General features: G+C 42.3%; 17 protein-coding genes and 1 other RNA gene. 12 read left to right on the top strand and 6 right to left on the bottom strand.

The window, feature by feature from the left end; genetic code table 11:
* Positions 1 to 43: 43 nt before the first annotated feature.
* From ACO06Y_RS15115 to pheT, 3 genes are all read left to right on the top strand, one after another.
* The gene (locus tag ACO06Y_RS15115; RefSeq protein WP_422079822.1) at positions 44 to 1,216 is read left to right on the top strand and encodes a 2-isopropylmalate synthase; all 1,173 of its coding nucleotides are present in this window, start codon (positions 44 to 46) and stop codon (positions 1,214 to 1,216) included.
* Complete coding sequence (gene leuB / locus ACO06Y_RS15110; RefSeq protein WP_422079821.1) at positions 1,217 to 2,335, top strand: 3-isopropylmalate dehydrogenase; 1,119 nt, start codon at positions 1,217 to 1,219, stop codon at positions 2,333 to 2,335. It begins immediately after the preceding gene.
* A 158-nt stretch (positions 2,336 to 2,493) separates the two neighbouring features.
* Positions 2,494 to 4,902, top strand: a complete 2,409-nt coding sequence (gene pheT, locus ACO06Y_RS15105) for a phenylalanine--tRNA ligase subunit beta (protein WP_422079820.1) — start codon at positions 2,494 to 2,496, stop codon at positions 4,900 to 4,902.
* Between the two features lie 7 nt (positions 4,903 to 4,909).
* On the opposite strand, the gene ACO06Y_RS15100 is transcribed toward pheT, so the two are convergent.
* Entirely contained in the window at positions 4,910 to 5,476 is a 567-nt protein-coding gene (locus ACO06Y_RS15100; protein ID WP_422079819.1) for a fasciclin domain-containing protein, read from the bottom strand.
* Between the two features lie 203 nt (positions 5,477 to 5,679).
* Here ACO06Y_RS15100 and ACO06Y_RS15095 point away from each other — a divergent pair, with 203 nt between their 5' ends.
* On the top strand, positions 5,680 to 6,399 hold the full coding sequence (locus ACO06Y_RS15095) for a hypothetical protein (protein WP_422079818.1): 720 nt from the start codon (positions 5,680 to 5,682) through the stop codon (positions 6,397 to 6,399).
* 72 nt (positions 6,400 to 6,471) lie between these two features.
* Here the strand turns inward: ACO06Y_RS15095 and ACO06Y_RS15090 are convergent, their stop codons facing one another.
* Both ACO06Y_RS15090 and ACO06Y_RS15085 read right to left on the bottom strand, forming a co-directional pair.
* Entirely contained in the window at positions 6,472 to 7,617 is a 1,146-nt protein-coding gene (locus tag ACO06Y_RS15090) for a hypothetical protein (RefSeq protein WP_422079817.1), read from the bottom strand.
* A 26-nt stretch (positions 7,618 to 7,643) separates the two neighbouring features.
* Positions 7,644 to 9,272, bottom strand: coding sequence for an ABC-F family ATP-binding cassette domain-containing protein (locus ACO06Y_RS15085; RefSeq protein ID WP_422079816.1), 1,629 nt, complete (start codon positions 9,270 to 9,272; stop codon positions 7,644 to 7,646).
* A 179-nt stretch (positions 9,273 to 9,451) separates the two neighbouring features.
* On the opposite strand from ACO06Y_RS15085, the gene ACO06Y_RS15080 reads away from it, so the two are divergent.
* The gene (locus ACO06Y_RS15080; protein WP_422079815.1) at positions 9,452 to 10,837 is read left to right on the top strand and encodes a transaldolase; all 1,386 of its coding nucleotides are present in this window, start codon (positions 9,452 to 9,454) and stop codon (positions 10,835 to 10,837) included.
* A gap of 66 nt (positions 10,838 to 10,903) precedes the next feature.
* On the opposite strand, the gene fsa is transcribed toward ACO06Y_RS15080, so the two are convergent.
* The 3 genes from fsa to ffs form a co-directional block, all read right to left on the bottom strand.
* A complete protein-coding gene (fsa, locus tag ACO06Y_RS15075) occupies positions 10,904 to 11,557 on the bottom strand; it encodes a fructose-6-phosphate aldolase (protein ID WP_422079814.1) in 654 nt (217 codons plus the stop codon).
* 64 nt (positions 11,558 to 11,621) lie between these two features.
* The gene (locus ACO06Y_RS15070; protein ID WP_422079813.1) at positions 11,622 to 12,431 is read right to left on the bottom strand and encodes an SDR family oxidoreductase; all 810 of its coding nucleotides are present in this window, start codon (positions 12,429 to 12,431) and stop codon (positions 11,622 to 11,624) included.
* A gap of 133 nt (positions 12,432 to 12,564) precedes the next feature.
* Positions 12,565 to 12,663: signal recognition particle sRNA small type (gene ffs, locus ACO06Y_RS15065), an RNA gene on the bottom strand.
* A 202-nt stretch (positions 12,664 to 12,865) separates the two neighbouring features.
* On the opposite strand from ffs, the gene ACO06Y_RS15060 reads away from it, so the two are divergent.
* The 7 genes from ACO06Y_RS15060 to ACO06Y_RS15030 all read left to right on the top strand — a co-directional run bounded on the left by ACO06Y_RS15060 (position 12,866) and on the right by ACO06Y_RS15030 (position 19,932).
* On the top strand, positions 12,866 to 13,912 hold the full coding sequence (locus ACO06Y_RS15060) for a glutaminyl-peptide cyclotransferase (RefSeq protein ID WP_422079812.1): 1,047 nt from the start codon (positions 12,866 to 12,868) through the stop codon (positions 13,910 to 13,912).
* Positions 13,909 to 14,301: an acyl-CoA thioesterase gene (locus ACO06Y_RS15055; protein WP_422079811.1), complete on the top strand. Its 393-nt coding sequence runs from the start codon at positions 13,909 to 13,911 to the stop codon at positions 14,299 to 14,301. The genes ACO06Y_RS15060 and ACO06Y_RS15055 overlap by 4 nt, the downstream gene beginning before the upstream one ends.
* A 69-nt stretch (positions 14,302 to 14,370) precedes the next feature.
* Complete coding sequence (locus tag ACO06Y_RS15050; protein ID WP_422079810.1) at positions 14,371 to 15,900, top strand: hypothetical protein; 1,530 nt, start codon at positions 14,371 to 14,373, stop codon at positions 15,898 to 15,900.
* Positions 15,901 to 16,048: 148 nt separating this feature from the next.
* Positions 16,049 to 16,780: a LytR/AlgR family response regulator transcription factor gene (locus tag ACO06Y_RS15045; RefSeq protein ID WP_422079809.1), complete on the top strand. Its 732-nt coding sequence runs from the start codon at positions 16,049 to 16,051 to the stop codon at positions 16,778 to 16,780.
* Positions 16,781 to 16,919: 139 nt separating this feature from the next.
* Positions 16,920 to 17,078 carry a hypothetical protein gene (locus ACO06Y_RS15040; RefSeq protein ID WP_422079807.1) on the top strand — a complete coding sequence of 53 codons (159 nt, stop codon included), beginning with the start codon at positions 16,920 to 16,922 and terminating at the stop codon, positions 17,076 to 17,078.
* Between the two features lie 92 nt (positions 17,079 to 17,170).
* The gene (locus tag ACO06Y_RS15035; protein WP_422079806.1) at positions 17,171 to 19,258 is read left to right on the top strand and encodes a tetratricopeptide repeat-containing sensor histidine kinase; all 2,088 of its coding nucleotides are present in this window, start codon (positions 17,171 to 17,173) and stop codon (positions 19,256 to 19,258) included.
* A gap of 5 nt (positions 19,259 to 19,263) precedes the next feature.
* Positions 19,264 to 19,932 carry a histidine kinase gene (locus tag ACO06Y_RS15030; RefSeq protein WP_422079805.1) on the top strand — a complete coding sequence of 223 codons (669 nt, stop codon included), beginning with the start codon at positions 19,264 to 19,266 and terminating at the stop codon, positions 19,930 to 19,932.
* Positions 19,933 to 20,050 lie beyond the last annotated feature (118 nt).

The raw sequence follows: 20,050 nt of genomic DNA, 5'->3' as shown, positions 1-20,050 counted from the left end.
TGGTCATATATTCGTATAGGCTAGTCAAAACTAAGTAAAGATAATGAGTAAAGATAAAGTACAAATTTTTGATACCACACTTCGAGATGGCGAACAGGTTCCCGGCTGCAAGTTGGATACGGAACAGAAACTCGTTATAGCGGAACGTCTGGATCAACTTGGTGTGGATATTATTGAAGCGGGCTTCCCCATATCCAGTCCAGGAGACTTTAGTTCTGTTACTCAAATTGCCAAAGTAGTGAAAAATGCCACGGTGTGCGGACTTACCCGAGCGGTAAGAAAGGATATCGAGGTTGCGGCGGAGGCCTTAAAACCGGCAAAGACACCACGGATACATACGGGCATAGGAACTTCCGATTCCCATATAAAGCACAAATTCAATTCCAATAGGGATGCCATAATAGAAAGGGCGATCCAAGCCGTCAGTTATGCCAAGACCTTTGTAGAGGACGTGGAATTTTATGCCGAGGATGCGGGTAGAACGGAGAACGAGTTTTTGGCCAGGGTCTGCGAAGCGGTCATCAAGGCCGGTGCCACGGTTTTGAATATCCCGGACACTACCGGCTATTGTTTGCCCGAAGAGTATGGCGCAAAAATGAAGTATCTAAAAGAAAATGTGAAGGGCATTCATAAAGCAATCCTCTCTTGCCACTGCCACAATGACTTGGGTTTGGCAACGGCCAATTCAATAGCGGGTGTCATCAATGGGGCACGGCAGATAGAATGCACCATAAATGGCATTGGGGAACGTGCCGGAAATACTTCCTTGGAAGAAGTTGTGATGATCCTGAGACAACATCCTTACCTTGGTTTGGATACCAATATCAACAGTCGGTTACTCTATGACACCAGCCAAATGGTTTCCCAAAAAATGGGAATGATGGTACAACCCAACAAGGCCATCGTGGGAGCCAATGCCTTTGCGCATAGCTCTGGGATACATCAGGATGGAGTGATCAAAAACCGGGAAACTTATGAAATCATCGATCCGGAAGATGTGGGTGTTACGGAATCCTCAATAGTCCTTACCGCGAGAAGCGGGAGGGCCGCTTTGGCCTATCGGGCGAAAAAAGTGGGCTATAATCTTACAAAAATCCAATTGGATGGTGTATACGAGGAATTTCTAAAATTTGCAGACCGAAAAAAAGAGATTCTTGACGATGATATTCATGAAATCATTGAAGCCAGCAATCTAAATATCGAAAGCCTTACGTAAATGCGATTGGAAATCGCCCTTTTGGGCGGGGATGGAATCGGTCCCGAAGTATTGGCCCAAGCCGTAAAATGCCTTCATGCCGTACATGAAACTTTTGGGCATGATTTCCATTTTACCAATGCCTTAATGGGTGCCGTGGCCATAGAAAAGACCGGAACACCGCTTCCAGAACATACTATAGAACTTTGTAAGGCTTCCGATGCCATATTGTTCGGTGCTATTGGAACACCTCATTTTGATAATAATCCAAAAGCCAAGATCCGACCCGAGCAAGGTCTTCTAAATCTTCGAAAAACTTTGGGGCTTTTCGCAAACATCAGGCCGGTAAAGGCCTTCCCGGCAATGCTAAAACAGTCACCGTTGCGAAAGGAAATTGTTAAAGGTACGGATTTGGTCATCTATAGGGAACTTACCGGGGGTATCTATTTTGGGGAGAAACAGCTAAGCCAGGATGGTACTTTTGCTTCGGATATCTGTGAATATTCCGAATCCGAAATCAGTCGTATTGCGCATATGGCCTTTAAAGCGGCCAAAAAACGCAAAGGAAAAGTAACTTTGGTGGATAAGGCCAATGTTTTGGAAACATCTCGTTTATGGAGAAGGGTCGTCACCGAAATTTCGCAAAGCTATCCCGAAATAGAAATGGATTGTATGTATGTGGACAATGCGGCAGTGCAGATTATGCTGAATCCTAGACTGTTCGATGTAATCCTAACCGACAACATGTTCGGGGACGTTCTATCCGATTTGGGCAGTGTAATCATCGGTTCCGTTGGGCTGTTGCCTTCGGCATCCATAGGTGAGGACAACGCCATGTTCGAACCCATTCACGGTTCCTATCCACAAGCCAAGGATAAAAATATTGCAAACCCCGTTGCCTCGATCCTAAGTACGGCAATGCTATTGCAACATTTTGGTCTGTTCGAAGAGTCCAATGCAGTGGTTGCCGCAGTCCTCAAATCTTTCCAAAAAAATGTGGTTACCCCGGATATCATGGGAAGTAGTAAATATGGTACCGATTACGTAGGTGATTTTATAGCGGAAAACATTGTGGACCAAGATCAAGATTTCAATATCAATGACGAAAACATAGGTTTGGGGAAATCCACGATTATCTAATTCGCATAATAGATTTCAATTTCCTTTCCGTTTTCTTCATATTTCCGGGACTTAGGACTATTATGCCACTTTCCCTATCAGGTATGGAACAATTCACTAGAATCTGTATTGAATGTCTTAGTGCATTGTTTTATCTTTACGCGTTCTAAAACCGACTGATGAATATCTCTTACAACTGGTTGAAACAATTCCTAAAATTAGACTGGACATCGAGACGAACCGCCGAACTTTTGACGGATTTAGGCCTTGAAGTGGAGGGCATTACCGCTTTTGAGTCCGTAAAAGGCAGCTTAAAAGGCGTTGTTGTCGGCCATGTACTTAGCTGTGAAAAGCATCCCAATGCGGATAGGCTCAAATTAACCACGGTGGATATAGGACTTGACGAACCGCTGCAAATTGTCTGTGGAGCCCCAAACGTGGCAAAAGATCAAAAAGTTCCGGTAGCCACTTTAGGTACCACACTTTATACAAGCGATGGTGATTCCTGGACTATAAAAAAAGGCAAAATAAGGGGTGAGGAAAGTCAGGGTATGATATGTGCGGAAGATGAGTTGGGACTTGGTGACAATCACGACGGCATTTTGGTACTTAGTAAGGGTTTGGAACCTGGAACACCCTGTTCCGAAGTTTTTGAGATCGAAAACGATGAGGTCTTTGAAATAGGACTTACGCCCAACCGTGCCGATGCCATGAGCCATTTTGGGGTAGCACGCGATTTAAAGGCAGGTCTTACGGAAAGAGATATACAACTGGAGTTGATTACGCCTCCGGTAAGCCATTTTAACGTAGACAACCGGTCACTTAAAATAGACATAGCCGTAGAGAATCCAGAGCTGGCCCCACGTTATTGTGGTATTACGCTAAGCAATCTTATCGTACAGTCCTCCCCTACATGGTTGCAAAATAGATTAAGGGCCATTGGCCTTAAACCCATAAATAATATAGTGGATGCCACCAATTACGTGCTACACGAATTGGGACAACCCCTTCATGCCTTTGATGCCAATCGGATCCATGGTAAAAAAGTTGTTGTAAAGACCTTGCCTAAAGGCACAAAGTTTACCACTTTGGATGGTGAGGAAAGGGAATTACATGAAGAGGATCTGATGATATGCGACATGGAAAAACCCATGTGTATAGCCGGGGTTTTTGGGGGAATTTATTCAGGTGTCACAGAGGATACCACATCGATTTTCCTGGAAAGCGCCTATTTTGATCCGGTCTCTATCCGGAAATCCGCAAAGAGACACGGTTTAAATACGGACGCTTCCTTTCGTTTTGAACGTGGCATCGATATCGAAAATGTGGAATATGCCCTAAAACGAGCCGCTATCCTTATTAAGGAAATAGCGGGAGGTGATATTACATCGGATGTTATCGATCTTTACCCCAAGAAGAAGGAGGATTATCAGGTCTTCTTGGCTTTTAACAAGATCAATGACCTCATCGGACAGGAAATTCCAAAGGACTCCATAAAATCCATTCTCGCTTCTCTTGAAATTAAGGTAAAAAATGTGACTGAAGCGGGATTGGGCGTAGTAATACCTTCCTATCGCGTCGATGTACAACGTGAAGTGGATGTTATTGAGGAAATTTTGAGGATATATGGCTACAACAATATAGCCTTTGGAAAAAAATTGAATGCATCCATCGCGCCTACCTCAAAATTTGAGGATTATAAAATTCAGAATACTGTAGGGAATTTACTGGCCTCCCAAGGTTTTTTTGAGATACTGACCAATAGCCTTACTTCTCCAGAATATGAAATGACCGAGGAGACTGTAACCCTATTGAACCCATTGAGTTCCGATCTCTCCGTTCTACGGAAATCCATGGTCTATAATGGATTGGAGGTAATATCCCATAACCTCAACAGAAAAAGACCGGATCTAAAACTTTTCGAATTCGGAAAAACGTATTTTAAAACAGGGGATACATACAACGAGCGTAAGCATTTGTGCTTGTTCCTAACGGGCAATAGGAATCCCGGCAATTGGATACTATCTACCCAAAAAACGGATTTCTTTTATCTAAAGTCCATTGTGGAAAATGTTTTGTCGCGGCTTGGAATCCGGGAATTGACTTCCGGCCCATCGGAAAATAATTTTATCTCTGAAGGTATTTCCTTAAAAGGACAGGAAAAGGAATTCGTGGTTTTAGGCATCCTCAAAGCATCGGTTCTAAAGCCGCTTGATATAAAACAGGAAGTCCTATATGCGGATTTCAATTGGGACAACATTATTTCCTATGCGAAAAAAGGGAGGATAAATCATCGGGAAGTCCCTAAATATCCTGAGGTAAAGCGCGATTTTGCCTTGTTGTTGGACGAGAAAATAACTTTTGACCAAGTTCATGATTTAGGGCTAAAAACAGAAAAAAAACTAATCAAGAATATCGCACTCTTTGATGTTTATACCGGCAAAAAACTGCCCGATGGCAAAAAATCGTACGCCGTAAGCTTTACGCTACAAGATGAAAAAGGCACTCTGACGGATAAACAAATAGATAGAATTATGGGCAAGTTACAACACACGTACGAGATCGAACTTGGTGCCGAGCTTCGTTAGGAAATTATCACATTTGTCGAGGGACGATAACACTGTCTATTTCGTGAATAACCCCATTGCATTGGTTGGCGTCCGCAGTGGTAATCCTTGCGGAATTGCCAAAATCGTCTGTTAGGACAATATCGATCCCTTCCATGGTTGCGACAATCTCCTTCCCTTGGACCGTAGTAAAAACAGCTCGGCCATTTCCCCTACACATGGCCTTGAGAATTTGTGAGGCCGTAAGCTTTCCTGCAATGATATGATAGGTAAGTAGGGCCTTTAAATCTTCTTTGTTCTCGGGGCTTAGTAGCTGGGTTACTTTCCCAATGGAGAACTTTTCAAAAGCCTTGTCCGATGGTGCAAATACGGTAAAAGGACCGTCATAGCCCAAGGTCTCTTCCAAGTCCGCTGCCTTCATGACAGTTGAAAGGGTTTTATGGTTTTGGGAGTTTTCAGTATTCCTGATTATGGATTTTTGGGGATCCATTTTGGAAAACCGTGCTTCGGCAGTTATGGATGTATTTCCTTGAGCTAAAGAAAATAAGGAAAAGAGCAGGGAAAACAAGGGAATGATAGAAACCAAACATTTCATAGGATTAAGAATTTTGGGGCAATAAAACAAGATATGGATGAAACATAAGGTTTCATTGACAATATATCAAAATCCCAAGGTTATTCCGTGAACAAAAACTCTTTCCCATATAAATTAACATAATATTAACAATGCGTACCTATTCGACTAAATTTTTCAATTGGGAAATGTTTAAATTTGAGACAATTGCTAAAAGAAAAAGAATGTTATTAAAAAGAACAAACATCGAGGAAAAGCTTGGCAAAGCCGTAAAAGGTACCAAGAATTCCGAAAAAATCTTGGATGAAGTCTTTCGGATACTGGAAGAGGATCAACAAAGTACGGAACGGATACATGATAATTTATCCGGTGGTAAATCAACTATTATCAATCACTTCGATTTCGATTTGCTAGACACAAAGAAAATTTACCACCTATCCCATATCAAGAAAATTTGTATCGAATATCGCTTGCGCTTCCTGGATTCAAAGTACTTTAAGGGCGAAATCCCCAATAGGGCGATTTCCAAAATCAAAGAATTGGAAAAAGAACACAAGATTGAAATCCAAGGCTATAAAATCATTGCCCCTTCCAAGCTTTTTAAACTAGCGGACAAAGATGATCCCTTGCTTTTGGTCCCAATAGGAAACGACTACTTCTATCTAATCCATAAATGGGGCAACGACCTACATCCTCTTAGGAGAGCCCTTATGTGGCCGTTTAAGAGTATTGTAAATCTGACCCTCTTGGTTTTGGCAGCCAGCTATTTGGTGACCCTTTTGGTCCCGAATGGATTGTTTTCAAAATCCAGTTCCAATGCCGAATTCTGGATTATCTACTTTTTCATGTTCAAATCCATTGCGGCAGTAGTTATTTTTTATGGTTTCGCCTTGGGTAAAAATTTTAGCCCTGCCATATGGAATAGTAAGTATTTCAACGCCTAGTCCAGGTTCGGAATACTACCAAAAATGCCCCTTTGAAAGGGGCATTTTCTTTTTTTAAATAATACAAAATTTTTATTCTACGAATATTTGGAAAGGTACTCCTTCCAAATCCAAATTGTCAATAAATTCAGGATTGGGTATGGGCTTTATTCTAAGGAGGCCACCTTTATCATCACCCGAGTTTTTTTTGTATCCTACCAGAATTAATCCATTTTTCTCATCATAGCTTACTAATGACGTACTTTCAATTTCAAACTCGAAATCCCGCTGGGTCTCCGTCAAAAAATTTTCAAAGGCATACAGCACCCCCAAACTTGCCTTGAAATCATAAACCGCCGGAATAAAGGGATACATACTGTTAGATCCCGATAGCATTTCATAATACATTTTGCCGCTGTCATCAAAGTACTCGAAATCCGATTCCATAAAATTGGGTTCCGTACCTTCATCATATTGGGTATATTTAAACGACATGGTGGCACTGTCCAATGTGGTATGCAATTCGTCGTAACTAATGATGATGTCCTTTTCCGGCGTCTTGAAGATCCGGCGTACATCAAAACCCAAATCCATTTCATGTATCAATAGTTTGGTATTCGTGTCCATTACGGAAAGGGCGTATTCATCCGTTATCTCCTCATCCAGGGTAAGGATAAACAGCCGGTTGCTGGCCATTACCATTTGCACAGGCTTTTTGTCCAGCTCAATATCCGTAAATTCGGATTCATCGGAATTCAAGTCCAATATCCGAACAAAATAAGCCGTCTCTTTGGAGGTGATCTCCAATTGGTAGGCTACATAAAAAGTGTCTTCTGAACGGGCAATGGCATTGGCCGTAAGATTGCAGTCCTCCAAGTCCATAAAGATTTCCATTTCCTGGGATTGGTCCTCTTTAAAATCGTAGGTCATAATCCTTCCCTCACAAAGGGTTTTCTTCTGGTATAGGCCCAACAAGTGACCGTCCGTATAGGTGAGTTCCGGAAACGTAATGTTCGGAAAAGGGCTTTCGGTAGGGTTTACCGTAATCGCCTCGGTTTCCGCATTCAACAAGATACTTGTAAGTATTCCCTCTTTTTGGAGAAGCAAGGTATAATCCGCTTTTGTTCCAGGAGAATCGGGAGGGCTCTCCCCGTTCAAAGTTCCCCCGTCTTCTGATTTGCTGCAGCCAACAACGACCCAGCATGCCCATAGCACGTAAAAAATCTTGTAGGTCTTCATGATGTAGGAATTTGGGGTCTACAAAACTACACCGGCACCGTATACATTTTTTCCCGTTGTTCCCGTATAGCCTTGTCCGACATATATTCATCAAACGTCAAATATCTGTCAATGTTGCCCTTGGGGGTCAATTCTATTATCCTATTGGCAACGGTTTGGGCAAATTCATGGTCATGGGTGGTAAAAATGACCGTTCCCTTAAAATTTTTGAGCGAGTTGTTGAAGGTGGTAATACTTTCCAGATCCAAATGATTGGTAGGTTCGTCCAACAGCAACACATTGGCCCGGAGCATCATCATCCTACTGAGCATACACCTAACTTTTTCCCCTCCGGACAGTACGGTACATTTTTTTAGGGCCTCTTCCCCGCTGAACAACATTTTTCCCAAAAATCCCCGGATATATACTTCTTCACGTTCTTCCTCGGTCTTGGCCCATTGCCGCAACCAATCGACTAAATTGATGTCTTCAACAAAGTATTCCGAATTGTCTACGGGCAAATAGGATTGTGTAGTGGTAATACCCCATTGATATGTTCCTTGTTGTGCTTTTCTCTTCCCGTTCAAGATTTCGTAAAAAGCTGTGGTAGCTCTGGAATCCTTTGAAATCAATGCCACCTTGTCCTGCTTGGCCAAGTTGATGTTTACCTTTTCAAAAAGGATTTCCCCATCCTCGGAGGAGGCGGCCAAACCGTTAATGTTCAGTATCTGATCCCCAGCTTCACGTTCCCTTTCAAAAATAATGGCGGGATATCTTCTACTAGAGGGTTTTATATCGTCTACCTTAAGCTTTGATAGCATTTTCTTTCGGGAAGTGGCTTGTTTACTTTTGGCCACATTGGCACTAAATCGGGCAATGAACTCCTGTAATTCCTTGGCTTTTTCCTCCGCTTTTTTATTCTGTTGTGCTCTCTGCCGGGCGGCCAACTGACTGCTTTCATACCAAAATGTATAATTGCCGGAATACAAATTTATCTTACCAAAATCGATATCCGCAATATGGGTACATACCGCATCCAAAAAATGACGGTCATGGGATACCACAATGACCGTATTTTCATAGTCGGCCAAAAAGTTTTCCAACCATTGTATGGTGTCATAGTCCAAGTCATTGGTGGGCTCGTCCATTATCAGTACATCCGGATTGCCAAAAAGGGCTTGTGCCAAAAGCACACGTACCTTTAACTTGGAATCCAGTTCGGCCATGATGGTATAGTGCAATTCCTCGGATATCCCTAGGTTGGACAATAGGGCGGCCGCATCGCTATCGGCGTTCCATCCATTCATTTCTTCGAATTGAACCTGTAGCTCCCCTATCTTATCCGCATTTTCATCCGTATAGTCGGCATACAGGGCATCTATTTCCTGCTTTATGGCAAAAAGGGGCTTGTTGCCCATAACTACCGTTTCCAAAACATTAAACTCATCATAGGCATTATGATTCTGTTCCAAAATGGACATACGTTTACCAGGTTCCAATTGCACATGCCCGGATGTAGGTTCATTTTGGCCGGAAAGTATCCTAAGGAAGGTGGATTTTCCCGCCCCATTTGCCCCAATAATCCCATAGCAATTTCCCTGGGTAAAGGACACATTTACCTCATCGAACAAGACTCTTTTTCCAAACTGCACCGATAGATTTGATACGGATAACATAAGCTGTTTTTAAAATTTTGTGCAAAAATAAAGAAATAAATGGGTCCGGAAACAATCATCTTTTTAAACATGTCGTTTGTCGATGACCTTAACGCAACTGTCTAATTTTTAACTCGCTATTAACAGCCTTGCGCATACCGGTTTCTTAATTTTGTTCGTTGCACAATAGATACTTTTATATGCATAAACATTTACGTTATCTATTTCTTTTTGTTTTAGTGGGTTGTGGTGTGACCGAAAAAAAATCGGACAACGTCTTTTTCGCGGGAGAAATTGTAAACCCTACTAGTGAATATATCGTTATTTATAAGGGCGAAAATCTTATCGATTCTGCCCGATTGGATAAAAACAATAGATTTTCCCTCGAGTTGGATTCCCCCGAGAATGGTCTCTATCACTTTAAGCACAATCCCGAGTACCAATATGTTTATTTAGAGAAAGGCGATAGTCTTTTGATACGGCTCAACACCATGGATTTTGATGAATCGTTGGTGTTTTCCGGTTCCGGTGATGAGATCAACAATTTTCTTTTGGAGCTTTTTTTGGCACATGAGGCCGAAGAGCCTTTGATTTATGCCATGTACAGATTGAAACCTCAGGAATTCCATGAAAAAATCGATTCCCTAAAACAATCCAAACTAAATCAACTGGAAATTTTAATCAAGGAATCGGATTGGTCCGAAAAGGAAAGGGAGATTGCGGAGGCCAGCATCGTGTACAACTATTATACTTTTAAGGAAAAGTATCCATTTAAACACAAATCCTATACAGGGAACAAGGTGGTTGACAAACTACCAGCCGATTTCTACGACTATAGGGAAACCGTCACTTTTGAAAACAAAGACCTTACCTATCTGAGGCCCTACTACAACTTCATGGTCAATCATATTGGAAATCGGTCCTATATGAGTTGCTCCAAGGGATGCGGTATTAAAAACGATGTGGTCAAAAACCACTTGCATTTTAATATGCATAAACTTGGTCTTATCGATAGTCTGGTAGAGGAAAAGGATTTAAAGGACAATCTGTTCCGAAACGTTGCATTTGATTATCTTCTGCAAATCCATGATACAGAGGAAAACAATAAAATGTTCATCGAGGAATTTCATAGACTCTCCAGCAATAACAAGCATATTTCGGAAATCAACGAACTCTATGAGGGCATACTCAACATACAGCCGGATAAGGAGATTCCCAATATCAATGTTTTAAACAGCGAAGGAGAAAAGATTTCCCTAAAGGAAATTGCCAAGGATACCAAGACCGTCTTCTATTTTTGGTCCGGAACCGATAAAAGGCATTTTGATAACATTACCCGGAGGGCAAACTACCTATCCTTAAAAATGCCAAAATACAGGTTTGTTGGCATTAATTTAAAAACAGATGATGCCAAGTGGAGGGTTATGATCGAAACCAAGAATTTGGACAAGGCCAACCAATATAGGGCCGAGAATTTCGAAGAAGCCACAAAGGCCTTGGTCATCTATCCGATGAACAAGTGTATTATTACGGAGGATGCCAAAATTGTCGATGCATTCTCCAACATGTACGCCTCCTCCTTCTAAAAAGAAAGCCCTTGGAAAACTACAATTTCCAAAGGCTTTATTGTTGAATTTTCTACGCGAACTATCCTAGTTTCCCTTTTTGTAATCGGCCAGGAATTTTTCCAGTCCTATATCCGTTAAGGGATGTTTCAAGAGTCCTTCTATAGAGGATAAGGGACCGGTCATGACATCTGCCCCGAGTTTGGCACAATCTATTACATGCATGGTATGCCGTACGGATGCCGCCAGGATTTGGGTCTCAAAACCGTAATTGTCATAAATATGCCGGATTTCCGCAATGAGGTTGAGTCCATCCGTGGAAATATCGTCCAACCTACCTATAAAGGGGGATACATAGCTTGCTCCCGCCTTTGCGGCCAATAAGGCCTGCCCTGGGGAAAAAACCAAGGTACAATTGGTACGTATGCCTTTATCCGAAAAATATTTTAATGCCTTTACACCATCACGGATCATCGGAACCTTTACCACAATCTGTTCATGCAGTTCCGCGAGTTCCTCCCCTTCCTTTATGATACTGTCAAAATCCGTGGAAATGACCTCGGCGGAAACATCACCATCCACAATGGTACAAATATCCACATAGTGTTTCAGGATATTGTTCCGTCCGGTTATACCCTCCTTTGCCATAAGGGACGGATTTGTGGTTACACCATCCAAAACCCCTAACTCTTGGGCTTCCCGTATTTGATCCAAGTTGGCCGTGTCTATAAAAAATTTCATTTGTGTCCTTGTTTAGTCGTTATAAAATACCTATTGAAATTTTGGGATTACGAAAACGCTAAAATTACAACTTATAATGATTAAGTAGAAGTTTCTCGTATACTTTATCCGGTAATAATTTCTTAAGGACCAAGGAAAATTTCTGCATAAAGGAACCAACGCGATAATGCACTTTTGGGTTCTCTTTTTTGATGATTTCCCATACCTTTTGGGCAACTTCCGCAGGGTCGCCTCCTTGTTCCACACCCTCGTTCATAAGGGCCAATGTACGGCCATAGGCCTCCTTATAAGGGGAATTCTCCAATACCGGCGCATGGTAGCGGCCAGAGGCAATATTGGTGGCATAATCCCCCGGGGCCAAATTGGCTATCCGGATACCAAAACCCTTGGTCTCCATTCGCATGGCCTCCATTACAAGTTCCAAGGCCCCCTTGGTCGCAGAATAAACCCCTCTGTAGGGCAATCCCATATAACCCGCTATGGAGGTAATGTTTAGGATTAGACCCGATTTTTGTTTCCGCATTTGGGGCAGGACGGCCTTGGCCATATGCAGGGGCCCATTAAAGTTCGTGTCAAAGGCCTTTAAGATTTCCTCATGGGGGGTTTCCTCCACGGAACCGGTAATGCCTATTCCCGCATTGTTCACCAAAACATCCAAACGCCCCTCCTTTGCTATAAGTGTCTTAAGGGCTTTTTGAATGCTTTCCGGATCGCGGACATCCAGCTCCAATAAATCAAAAGCGCTGAAATCCGTATACTTCTTTACGTTTCTTGAGGTTCCGTATACCTTAAGTCCTTTTGATGCCAGATAAGCCCCTATAGACTTTCCAATGCCGGAAGACCCTCCGGTAATCAGGACGACTTTTTGATCCATAACGGTTGCAAATTAACAAATAAATATGGGGATTGGATAGGGAAACCGACACTCATTTTCAAGGCTACTTCTCAAATAAACACCCATTTTGAAGAGTTACTGGATAAACGGCTACCAAAAATCAGCGCATAGAAAAAGGCAAGCTACCTACATCGCACCGCTACGACCGTATACCCTTGCTGCGTTCCCACCCTGGGGGATTCTACAGGAGCTGGTCGTGTAGGACTTGCCTAACTGCAAATATACAACCTTTTAAACCTTTGCCAATTGTTTTACACTCTTAAATTATTGCTATAAATTAATCGGTATTCTAGGTTTGCTATTATTTTTGCCTAAATAAATCGAAGATAGGAAAGGGTGTAATGGACATGAAAAAATATACGGTCTCCATGGAATCGCCTTCATCCCATCTAAAATACAAAAAACGCAACGGAATGAATGTTCTCAAGTTTATGACCATCAACAGTTTTTGCCTTCTTTTCTTGGCCTGCGGAACCGGCAATACCAAGCCTTCGTCGTTGTTCGCCATTGAATTGGAGGGGAATAAATCCAAGTTTCAAAAAAACCAGACCGTTACCATAGCCCTGAAGAACAAAAAGGAAAAAACAATAAACCGGGTTACCTACTCCATAGATGGCAAGGAAATGCCCCTGACCAACAATACCATTACCTTGGATATCCCTACCCTAGGCAATAAGTTATTAAAGGCCAATGTGGACTATGACGAAAGTTCCGTAGAGATTACAAAAAAGATAAGGGTTCTGGCTTCCGAGGCTCCTGAAATCTATACCTATAAAATCATAAATGAATATCCACATGACATCGAAGCGTATACGCAAGGTTTGGAATTCCATAACGATACGCTTTATGAAAGTACGGGTCAAAAGGGAACATCCTGGCTACGAAAGATAGATTTTAAAACGGGTGAAATCCTGCATCAGATAGATTTGGACGATACCTATTTTGGAGAAGGTATTACCATCTTGAACGGAAAGATCTATCAACTTACGTGGCGCGCCAGAACAGGCTTTATTTATGACTTGAAGAGCCTCAAAAAGCTGGACAATTTCCAATACGGTAAAAGCAAGGAAGGTTGGGGACTTACGAATGATGGCAAGAAAATATTCAAGAGCGACGGAACCGAAAAAATTTGGTTTCTAGACCCTGAAACCCTTACCGAAATCGGAAATATAGAAACGGTGACCGACAAATCCGTCTTTAACATGGCCAACGAATTGGAGTATGTTGATGGCAAAATCTACGCAAATGTATATCAGAAGGAGAGTATGATGATTATCGATGCCCAAAGTGGTGCCATTGAGGGCGTGGTAAATTTTGGGGGATTAAAGAAAAAGGTTACCCAACATGAGAAGTTGAACGTGCTCAATGGTGTGGCGTACCATCCCAAAAGAAATACCTTTTTTGTGACCGGAAAGAACTGGGACAAGCTTTTTGAAGTTCAAATTGTAAAGAAACAATGAGGTCTTACGAAAAGACCATCACGGTGGCCCAGGAGGATCTGGACGACCTTAATCATGTGAATAACGTACGCTTTGTACAATGGATCCAGGATGTTTCCAAGGAACATTGGCAAAAGGTGGCGACTTCGGAAATTCAAAAGGAAGTGGTCTGGGTGGTCATGAATCACAATATTGCCTACAAAAATGCGGCAAAATTGAACGATATCATTAGAATACAAACTTACATTGACCAAAGCAGGGGGGCTACCTCGGTACGGGTCGTTGAAATGTACAACGATAAAACAAATCAGCTTTTGCTCCGTTCAAGTACCGAATGGTGTTTGTTAAATGGCAGTACGCTTAGACCCATTCGGATATCTGAAGACATCGTTCGACTTTTTTCCGAATAGAGGAATTTTTTTCATTTGTCCTTTCCGGTCGACTAGCGGAAAGTATAGAAATTGGAAACAAACCAAAGGATGCGCCCATACTTTTACGTTATCACGTTGCTCTCTATCATCGTTCTCTGGACCTCCTGTAGAAAGGACTTTGAATATGGTCCAAGTGCGGGCAATCTTGAGTTTTCCAGGGACACCGTTTTTTTGGATACCATTTTTTCAAATATTGGCAGTAGCACCTATTCCTTAAAGGTATATAACCTATCCAGGGACGATGTTCTGATACCTTCGATCCGATTGGGCCAAGGGCAGCAAAGTGGCTATCGTTTAAATGTGGACGGTACGGCCGGTAAGGAGTTTACGGATGTTCCCCTACTTGCGCGGGACAGTCTTTTCATCTTTGTAGAGACCACGTTTGATATTTCGGATACCAATGAGACCACCTTCCTATATACGGACGTCATTTTGTTCGATTCAGAAAGCTTTTTGCAAGAAGTGCAACTGGTCACCTTGGTAAAGGACGCCATTTTTTTGTTTCCCGGCACCTCCACCGATGGCACCACGGAAACCATAACAGTAGGATTGGACGGTGACGGAAGGGAGATCAAGGTCGAAGGTTTTTATCTTTCGGACGATCAACTCAACTTCACCAGGGAAAAGCCCTATGTTGTGTATGGATATGCCGCAGTACCTTCGGATAAGCAACTTATCATGGATGCGGGTACCCGCATCCATTTTCATAAGGATTCAGGAGTTTTTGTGTCCGATGGTGCCTCTATCCAAGTAAACGGTTCCTTAAGCACGGATCCCGTTTTATTGGAAAATGAAGTCATCTTTGAAGGAGACCGGTTGGAGCCCGAATTTTCGGATACTCCGGGACAATGGGGAACTGTTTGGCTAAGTCCCGGAAGCGTAAACAACACTATGGATCATTTGACCATCAAGAACGCAACCGTAGGTCTACTGGTGGAAGGCGACGGAATACTGCAATCCCCTACCCTTACCCTGAACAACTCCCAGGTACACAATAGCTCCAATATCAACCTTTGGGCCAGAAGTGCCTCCATTAACTCGGAAAACACGGTTCTGGGCAATGCCGGAAACACCTCTCTGTACTGCAATCTTGGAGGCCGTTACACTTTTGTCCATACTACCATTGCCAATTATTGGACCAAGGGATTTAGGGAAGGAACCGCCCTGCGAATCGATAATTTTTCGCAAGTACTATCGGCGGATCTCAGCACGGCTTCGTTCGTAAACTGCATTGTTGATGGTAATACGGCCCTGGAACTTTCCTTAAGCAGCAATGGTGCCAACGAATTCCAGTATTCCTTTTCAAATTGTTTGGTAAAATTCAAGGATGATAACGGACAGTTTTCCCAAAATCCATTATACGATTTTGAAAACACGAACAACTATGACCAGATACTTCTAAACCTGGATGCGGATTTTGCAAATCCCGGCAACCATGATTTCAGCATTGGGGAATTGTCCGCCGCCAAGGACAATGCCGATCTTGAAGCCGCGCTCACCGTTCCGTTTGACCTTAGGGGGGTAGATCGCACTGTTGATCCAGATATCGGTGCCTATGAAAGTGTAACCCACGATTAAATTGTAGGGGCTCTCCGGCAGTTGAAAGTCTTTTCTTTCAAAAAACTCATTTTCAGTGAATTATATACGAAAACCTCATTTTTTATAAGGTTTTTCTACCATCGATTATGGGCAAGTATCACTAATTTGCAATAAATTATCTTGGCCCGTGGAGTATACCTATGCCATAATAGACTCTGATGCGACTTCCAATTTGCAGTTACAGCATTATTTGGACGAGTACGGTGATTTTAGCTGTACCGCTATGGCCAAAAATGATGATGAGGGGTTGAATGCCATCCTAAAGTTTTCTCCGGATGTGGTGTTCATCAACCTAAATGAAAAGGCACGGTCTTTCTTTAGAATGGCCATGGAACTCCATCAATATGTAGACCAGATTCCCGTTCTTATCGGAATAGCGAAAACCAAGGATTATGCCTATGAGGCCATAAAGAACAGTTTTTTTGATTATTGGCTTCTCCCCTATAACGAGTTTGACATCCGCAAATCGCTGCTCCGGCTAAAAAAACGGATGCCAAAAGAAGCCGAGCCGCAGACTATTTGCCTAAAATCCTATTCCGATTTCCACTATTTGAATACGGACGACATCCTATACCTCCAGGCGGATAACAACGCCACGGAGTTCATTATGAAGGATGGTTCAGTTACCAGTGCCTTTAAGACCCTAAAAACCTTTGAAAACCAATTGCCCCGAAATTTTGTTCGGATCCATCAAAGTTATATCGTAAACACCAAATACATTTCACGGATCAATTATGGTAAGTCTATTTGCGCCCTGCGATCCGGACAGCAGCAACTCCCCTTTTCCAAGTCCTATAAACGGAACATTGACGGCCTAAAAAAGCTACTTTCAAAAAACACCATTTCGGCCCTAAATTGAAAAAATCCTCGCAGATTTAGGTTAAATACTCGCAAAACCCTGTCGTTTACTAGCATTTAACATTTCACCAGCCTCTTGCCTACCCGCTTTATTAGTTTAGCAACATAATAATTATTTATAACCATTTAAAATTTAGAAGATGAAAAAGGCAGCAAGTATTTTAGCGATTGCGCTAATGGGAATGGGAATGGTTTCCTGTGAAAATGATAATGCGATGGAAGAGACACAGGCATTATACGAGACTTTAGAAGAAGATGCAACTGATGGAAGTAGTACAAAAAGTGATCCACGGAATTAAATTGTTGTATTTATAAGAATTCGCGCCTCAAATGGAAACATTTGGGGCTTTTTTTTTACCTTGTATAGAGCAGGTTCAAGTGCCACCTAATTATGATGTGCAAGTATGTTTTAATATTGGGTTCGGTTTTCTTTATTTCCTTAATCAATCCACGGGATGCAGTTCCTGAGAAAAATCCGGCAGTTCCATCAACGCAGGATAGTGTCCTTACCTGGATAGAGGAAGGACGAAACTCCACGTATTCTTTAGAAAAAAGGGCAGCCTTCCTTAGAAGGGCCCATATCGTTACTGAAGCCGATACCCCAGATTCCCTAAAAACCAAATACTTTTCACGACTTTCCTTGGCCTATCTACAATTACCGGATTCCCTCTTATTCCGGGAAACCAATAGAAAGACTATTGGATTGGCGAAAAAAATGAAGGATTCTGTGGTCCACGCCGAGGCCCACTGGGATCTGGCCATATTTTATAGAGGTGTTGCCATTCCAGATAGCGCTTATTATCATTATGGGGAGGCTCTTAAATTATATAGTGCACTTAAAAATGATTTTAATACCGCCCGGATGTTGTATAATATGGCCGTGGTACAAGCCGATGTAAAGGACTATACGGGTAGTGAAATTACAACGATACGGGCCATAGAACTGCTAAAGCCTTTGGATAAATACCAACAGTTGTACAATTGCTATAACAACTTAGGAGTGATCACAAATGAATTAAAAGAGCATGATAGAGCAATTCAATATTTTGATATGGCCTTGGAATACCTGTCAAAGCTCGATGAGGAAAACACCTTGAATTATGAAATACTAAACAACATTGGGGCTGTATATCAAGAACAGAGATTTCATAAAAAGGCCATTCCTTATTTCCAACAGGTCCTAGATGCTGACAACCTTCATACAAAAGACCCTCCGCTTTTTGCAAAGGCCATGAATAATATCGCCTACAGCAAATTTAAGGCTGAAGATTACACAAGTTTACCGGGATTGTTCACTAAAGCCATTGGAATACAGGACAGTATAAAAGACTATACTGGTATTTCTAGAAGCTACTTTTGCTTAGCTGAATTCCAGTTGGCACAAGGCGATACTGTCCAAGCCATGGCCCAGGCTCAAAAGGCAAAAAGCTATTCGGAACAGAGTAGTAACAATAAACGCCTATTACAAACCCTTCAGTTGATGGCCCGTTTGGAGCCCCAAAACGCATTGGCGTATACCCAGCGCTATATGACCTTGAACGATAGCCTTATCCAAGAGGAACGCAAGGCGCGTAACAAATTTGCGCGCATCCGTTTTGAAACCGACGAGTTTATCGCGGAAAACGAAATTTTGACCCGGGAAAAACAGTTGTGGGCCGGGATAGCCGTTGGGCTTCTCCTTTTGGGATTGGCCATTTATATTATAGTGGATCAGCGTGCCAAGAACCAAAAGCTACGCTTTCAGCAGCAACAGCAGGCCAGTAACCAGGAAATATTCAATTTGATGCTTTCACAGAAGCAGAAAGTGGAGGAAGGTAAAAAAATGGAACAGAAACGTATCTCCGAGGAATTGCACGATGGTGTCCTGGGTAAAATGCTCGGTGCCCGGATGTTGCTCACCGGATTGAACAAAAAGGCAGACGATGAGGCTATAGCACAACGGGCAAGGGCTATTTCGGCCTTACAGGAAGTAGAGGGCGAAGTACGATCGATTTCGCATGAATTAAGCCACGCCGCTTATCAAAAAATCCATAACTTTATACACTCAATAGAGGATTTGCTAAAATCGTTACAGGAAAACACAAGTATAGCGCACAGTTTTGACTATGATGATACAGTGGATTGGGACGGGCTTACGGGAGATATTAAAATCAATCTGTACCGTATGGTCCAAGAAACCCTCCAGAATAGTGTAAAGCATGCCCAGTGTAAAAATGTGTCCGTGGATTTTGCAAAAGAGGAAAACGACCTTTTGATTACCATTGCCGATGATGGCCAAGGTTTTAGCATCAAAAGGGGTAAAAAAGGCATCGGGATGCGCAATATAGCGTCCCGTATAGAAAAATTGGGCGGATTCTGGGATATTACAAGTGCCAAAGGAGAAGGTACTACGGTATCGTTCAGAATTCCAATAAAAAGGCCCACTACGTTTGAAACGAATGAAGGGCAACAGGAACTGGAAGAGGTAAAAACAGCTTAAGTATCATGAAGTACGTTCGTATTTTGGCAATAGACGATCACGAGATGACCCCTTTGGGGTATAAGTATGTCTTGGAAGACAAGGACTTGGGTGGTTTTCAGGTGAAAATGGATGTGGCTTCCAACTATGAGATGGGAGAGGAAAGTATTCGATCCTCCGCCAGGGGACTTAAATACGACATCATTTTGTTGGACATTAGGTTGTTCCCCACGGAATCCCACGAGCCTAAGAGTGGTGAGGATCTGGGAATGCTGGCACGTGAACTGGTTCCCGAATCAAAAATTGTTTTCATGTCCTCCTTTAGTGACAATTATCGCATCAACAGCATATTCGCCTCGGTCAATCCGGATGGATACATGGTAAAATCGGAGATCGATGAAAAATCCTTGATTGCCATGGTACAAACGGTCATCACAAACCCACCGTATTATTCGGCCAGTGCCCTCTCCGCAATTAGGAGAAAAATGGCCAATGATGTTGTTTTGGACGAGCAGGATAAAAAAATACTCTACTATCTCTCCATTGGAACCCGAACCAAGGATATTGGCCAATTGATTTCTGCTGCCAATACTACCGTGGAATCCAGAAAACGGCAGTTAAAGACACTATTCGGCGTGGAAAATGGAAACGATTTGTCACTGGTAGAAGAAGCGAAAAAAAGAGGATTTCTATAATCCTATAGTTTTATCAAATTCTTCTTTTTTGCAAAATACTGGTTTTCAGTATTTTAAATCAAAGCCCCTGTTTTCCAACAAAAACCTCTTTTTTTATAAGGTTTTTTTGTGGTCATAA

The organism is Ulvibacterium sp., assembly GCF_965228935.1.
GTDB lineage: Bacteria > Bacteroidota > Bacteroidia > Flavobacteriales > Flavobacteriaceae > Ulvibacterium.
The sequence above is the reverse complement of the archived record's forward strand: the minus strand, read 5'-3'. Positions and strand labels throughout refer to the sequence as shown.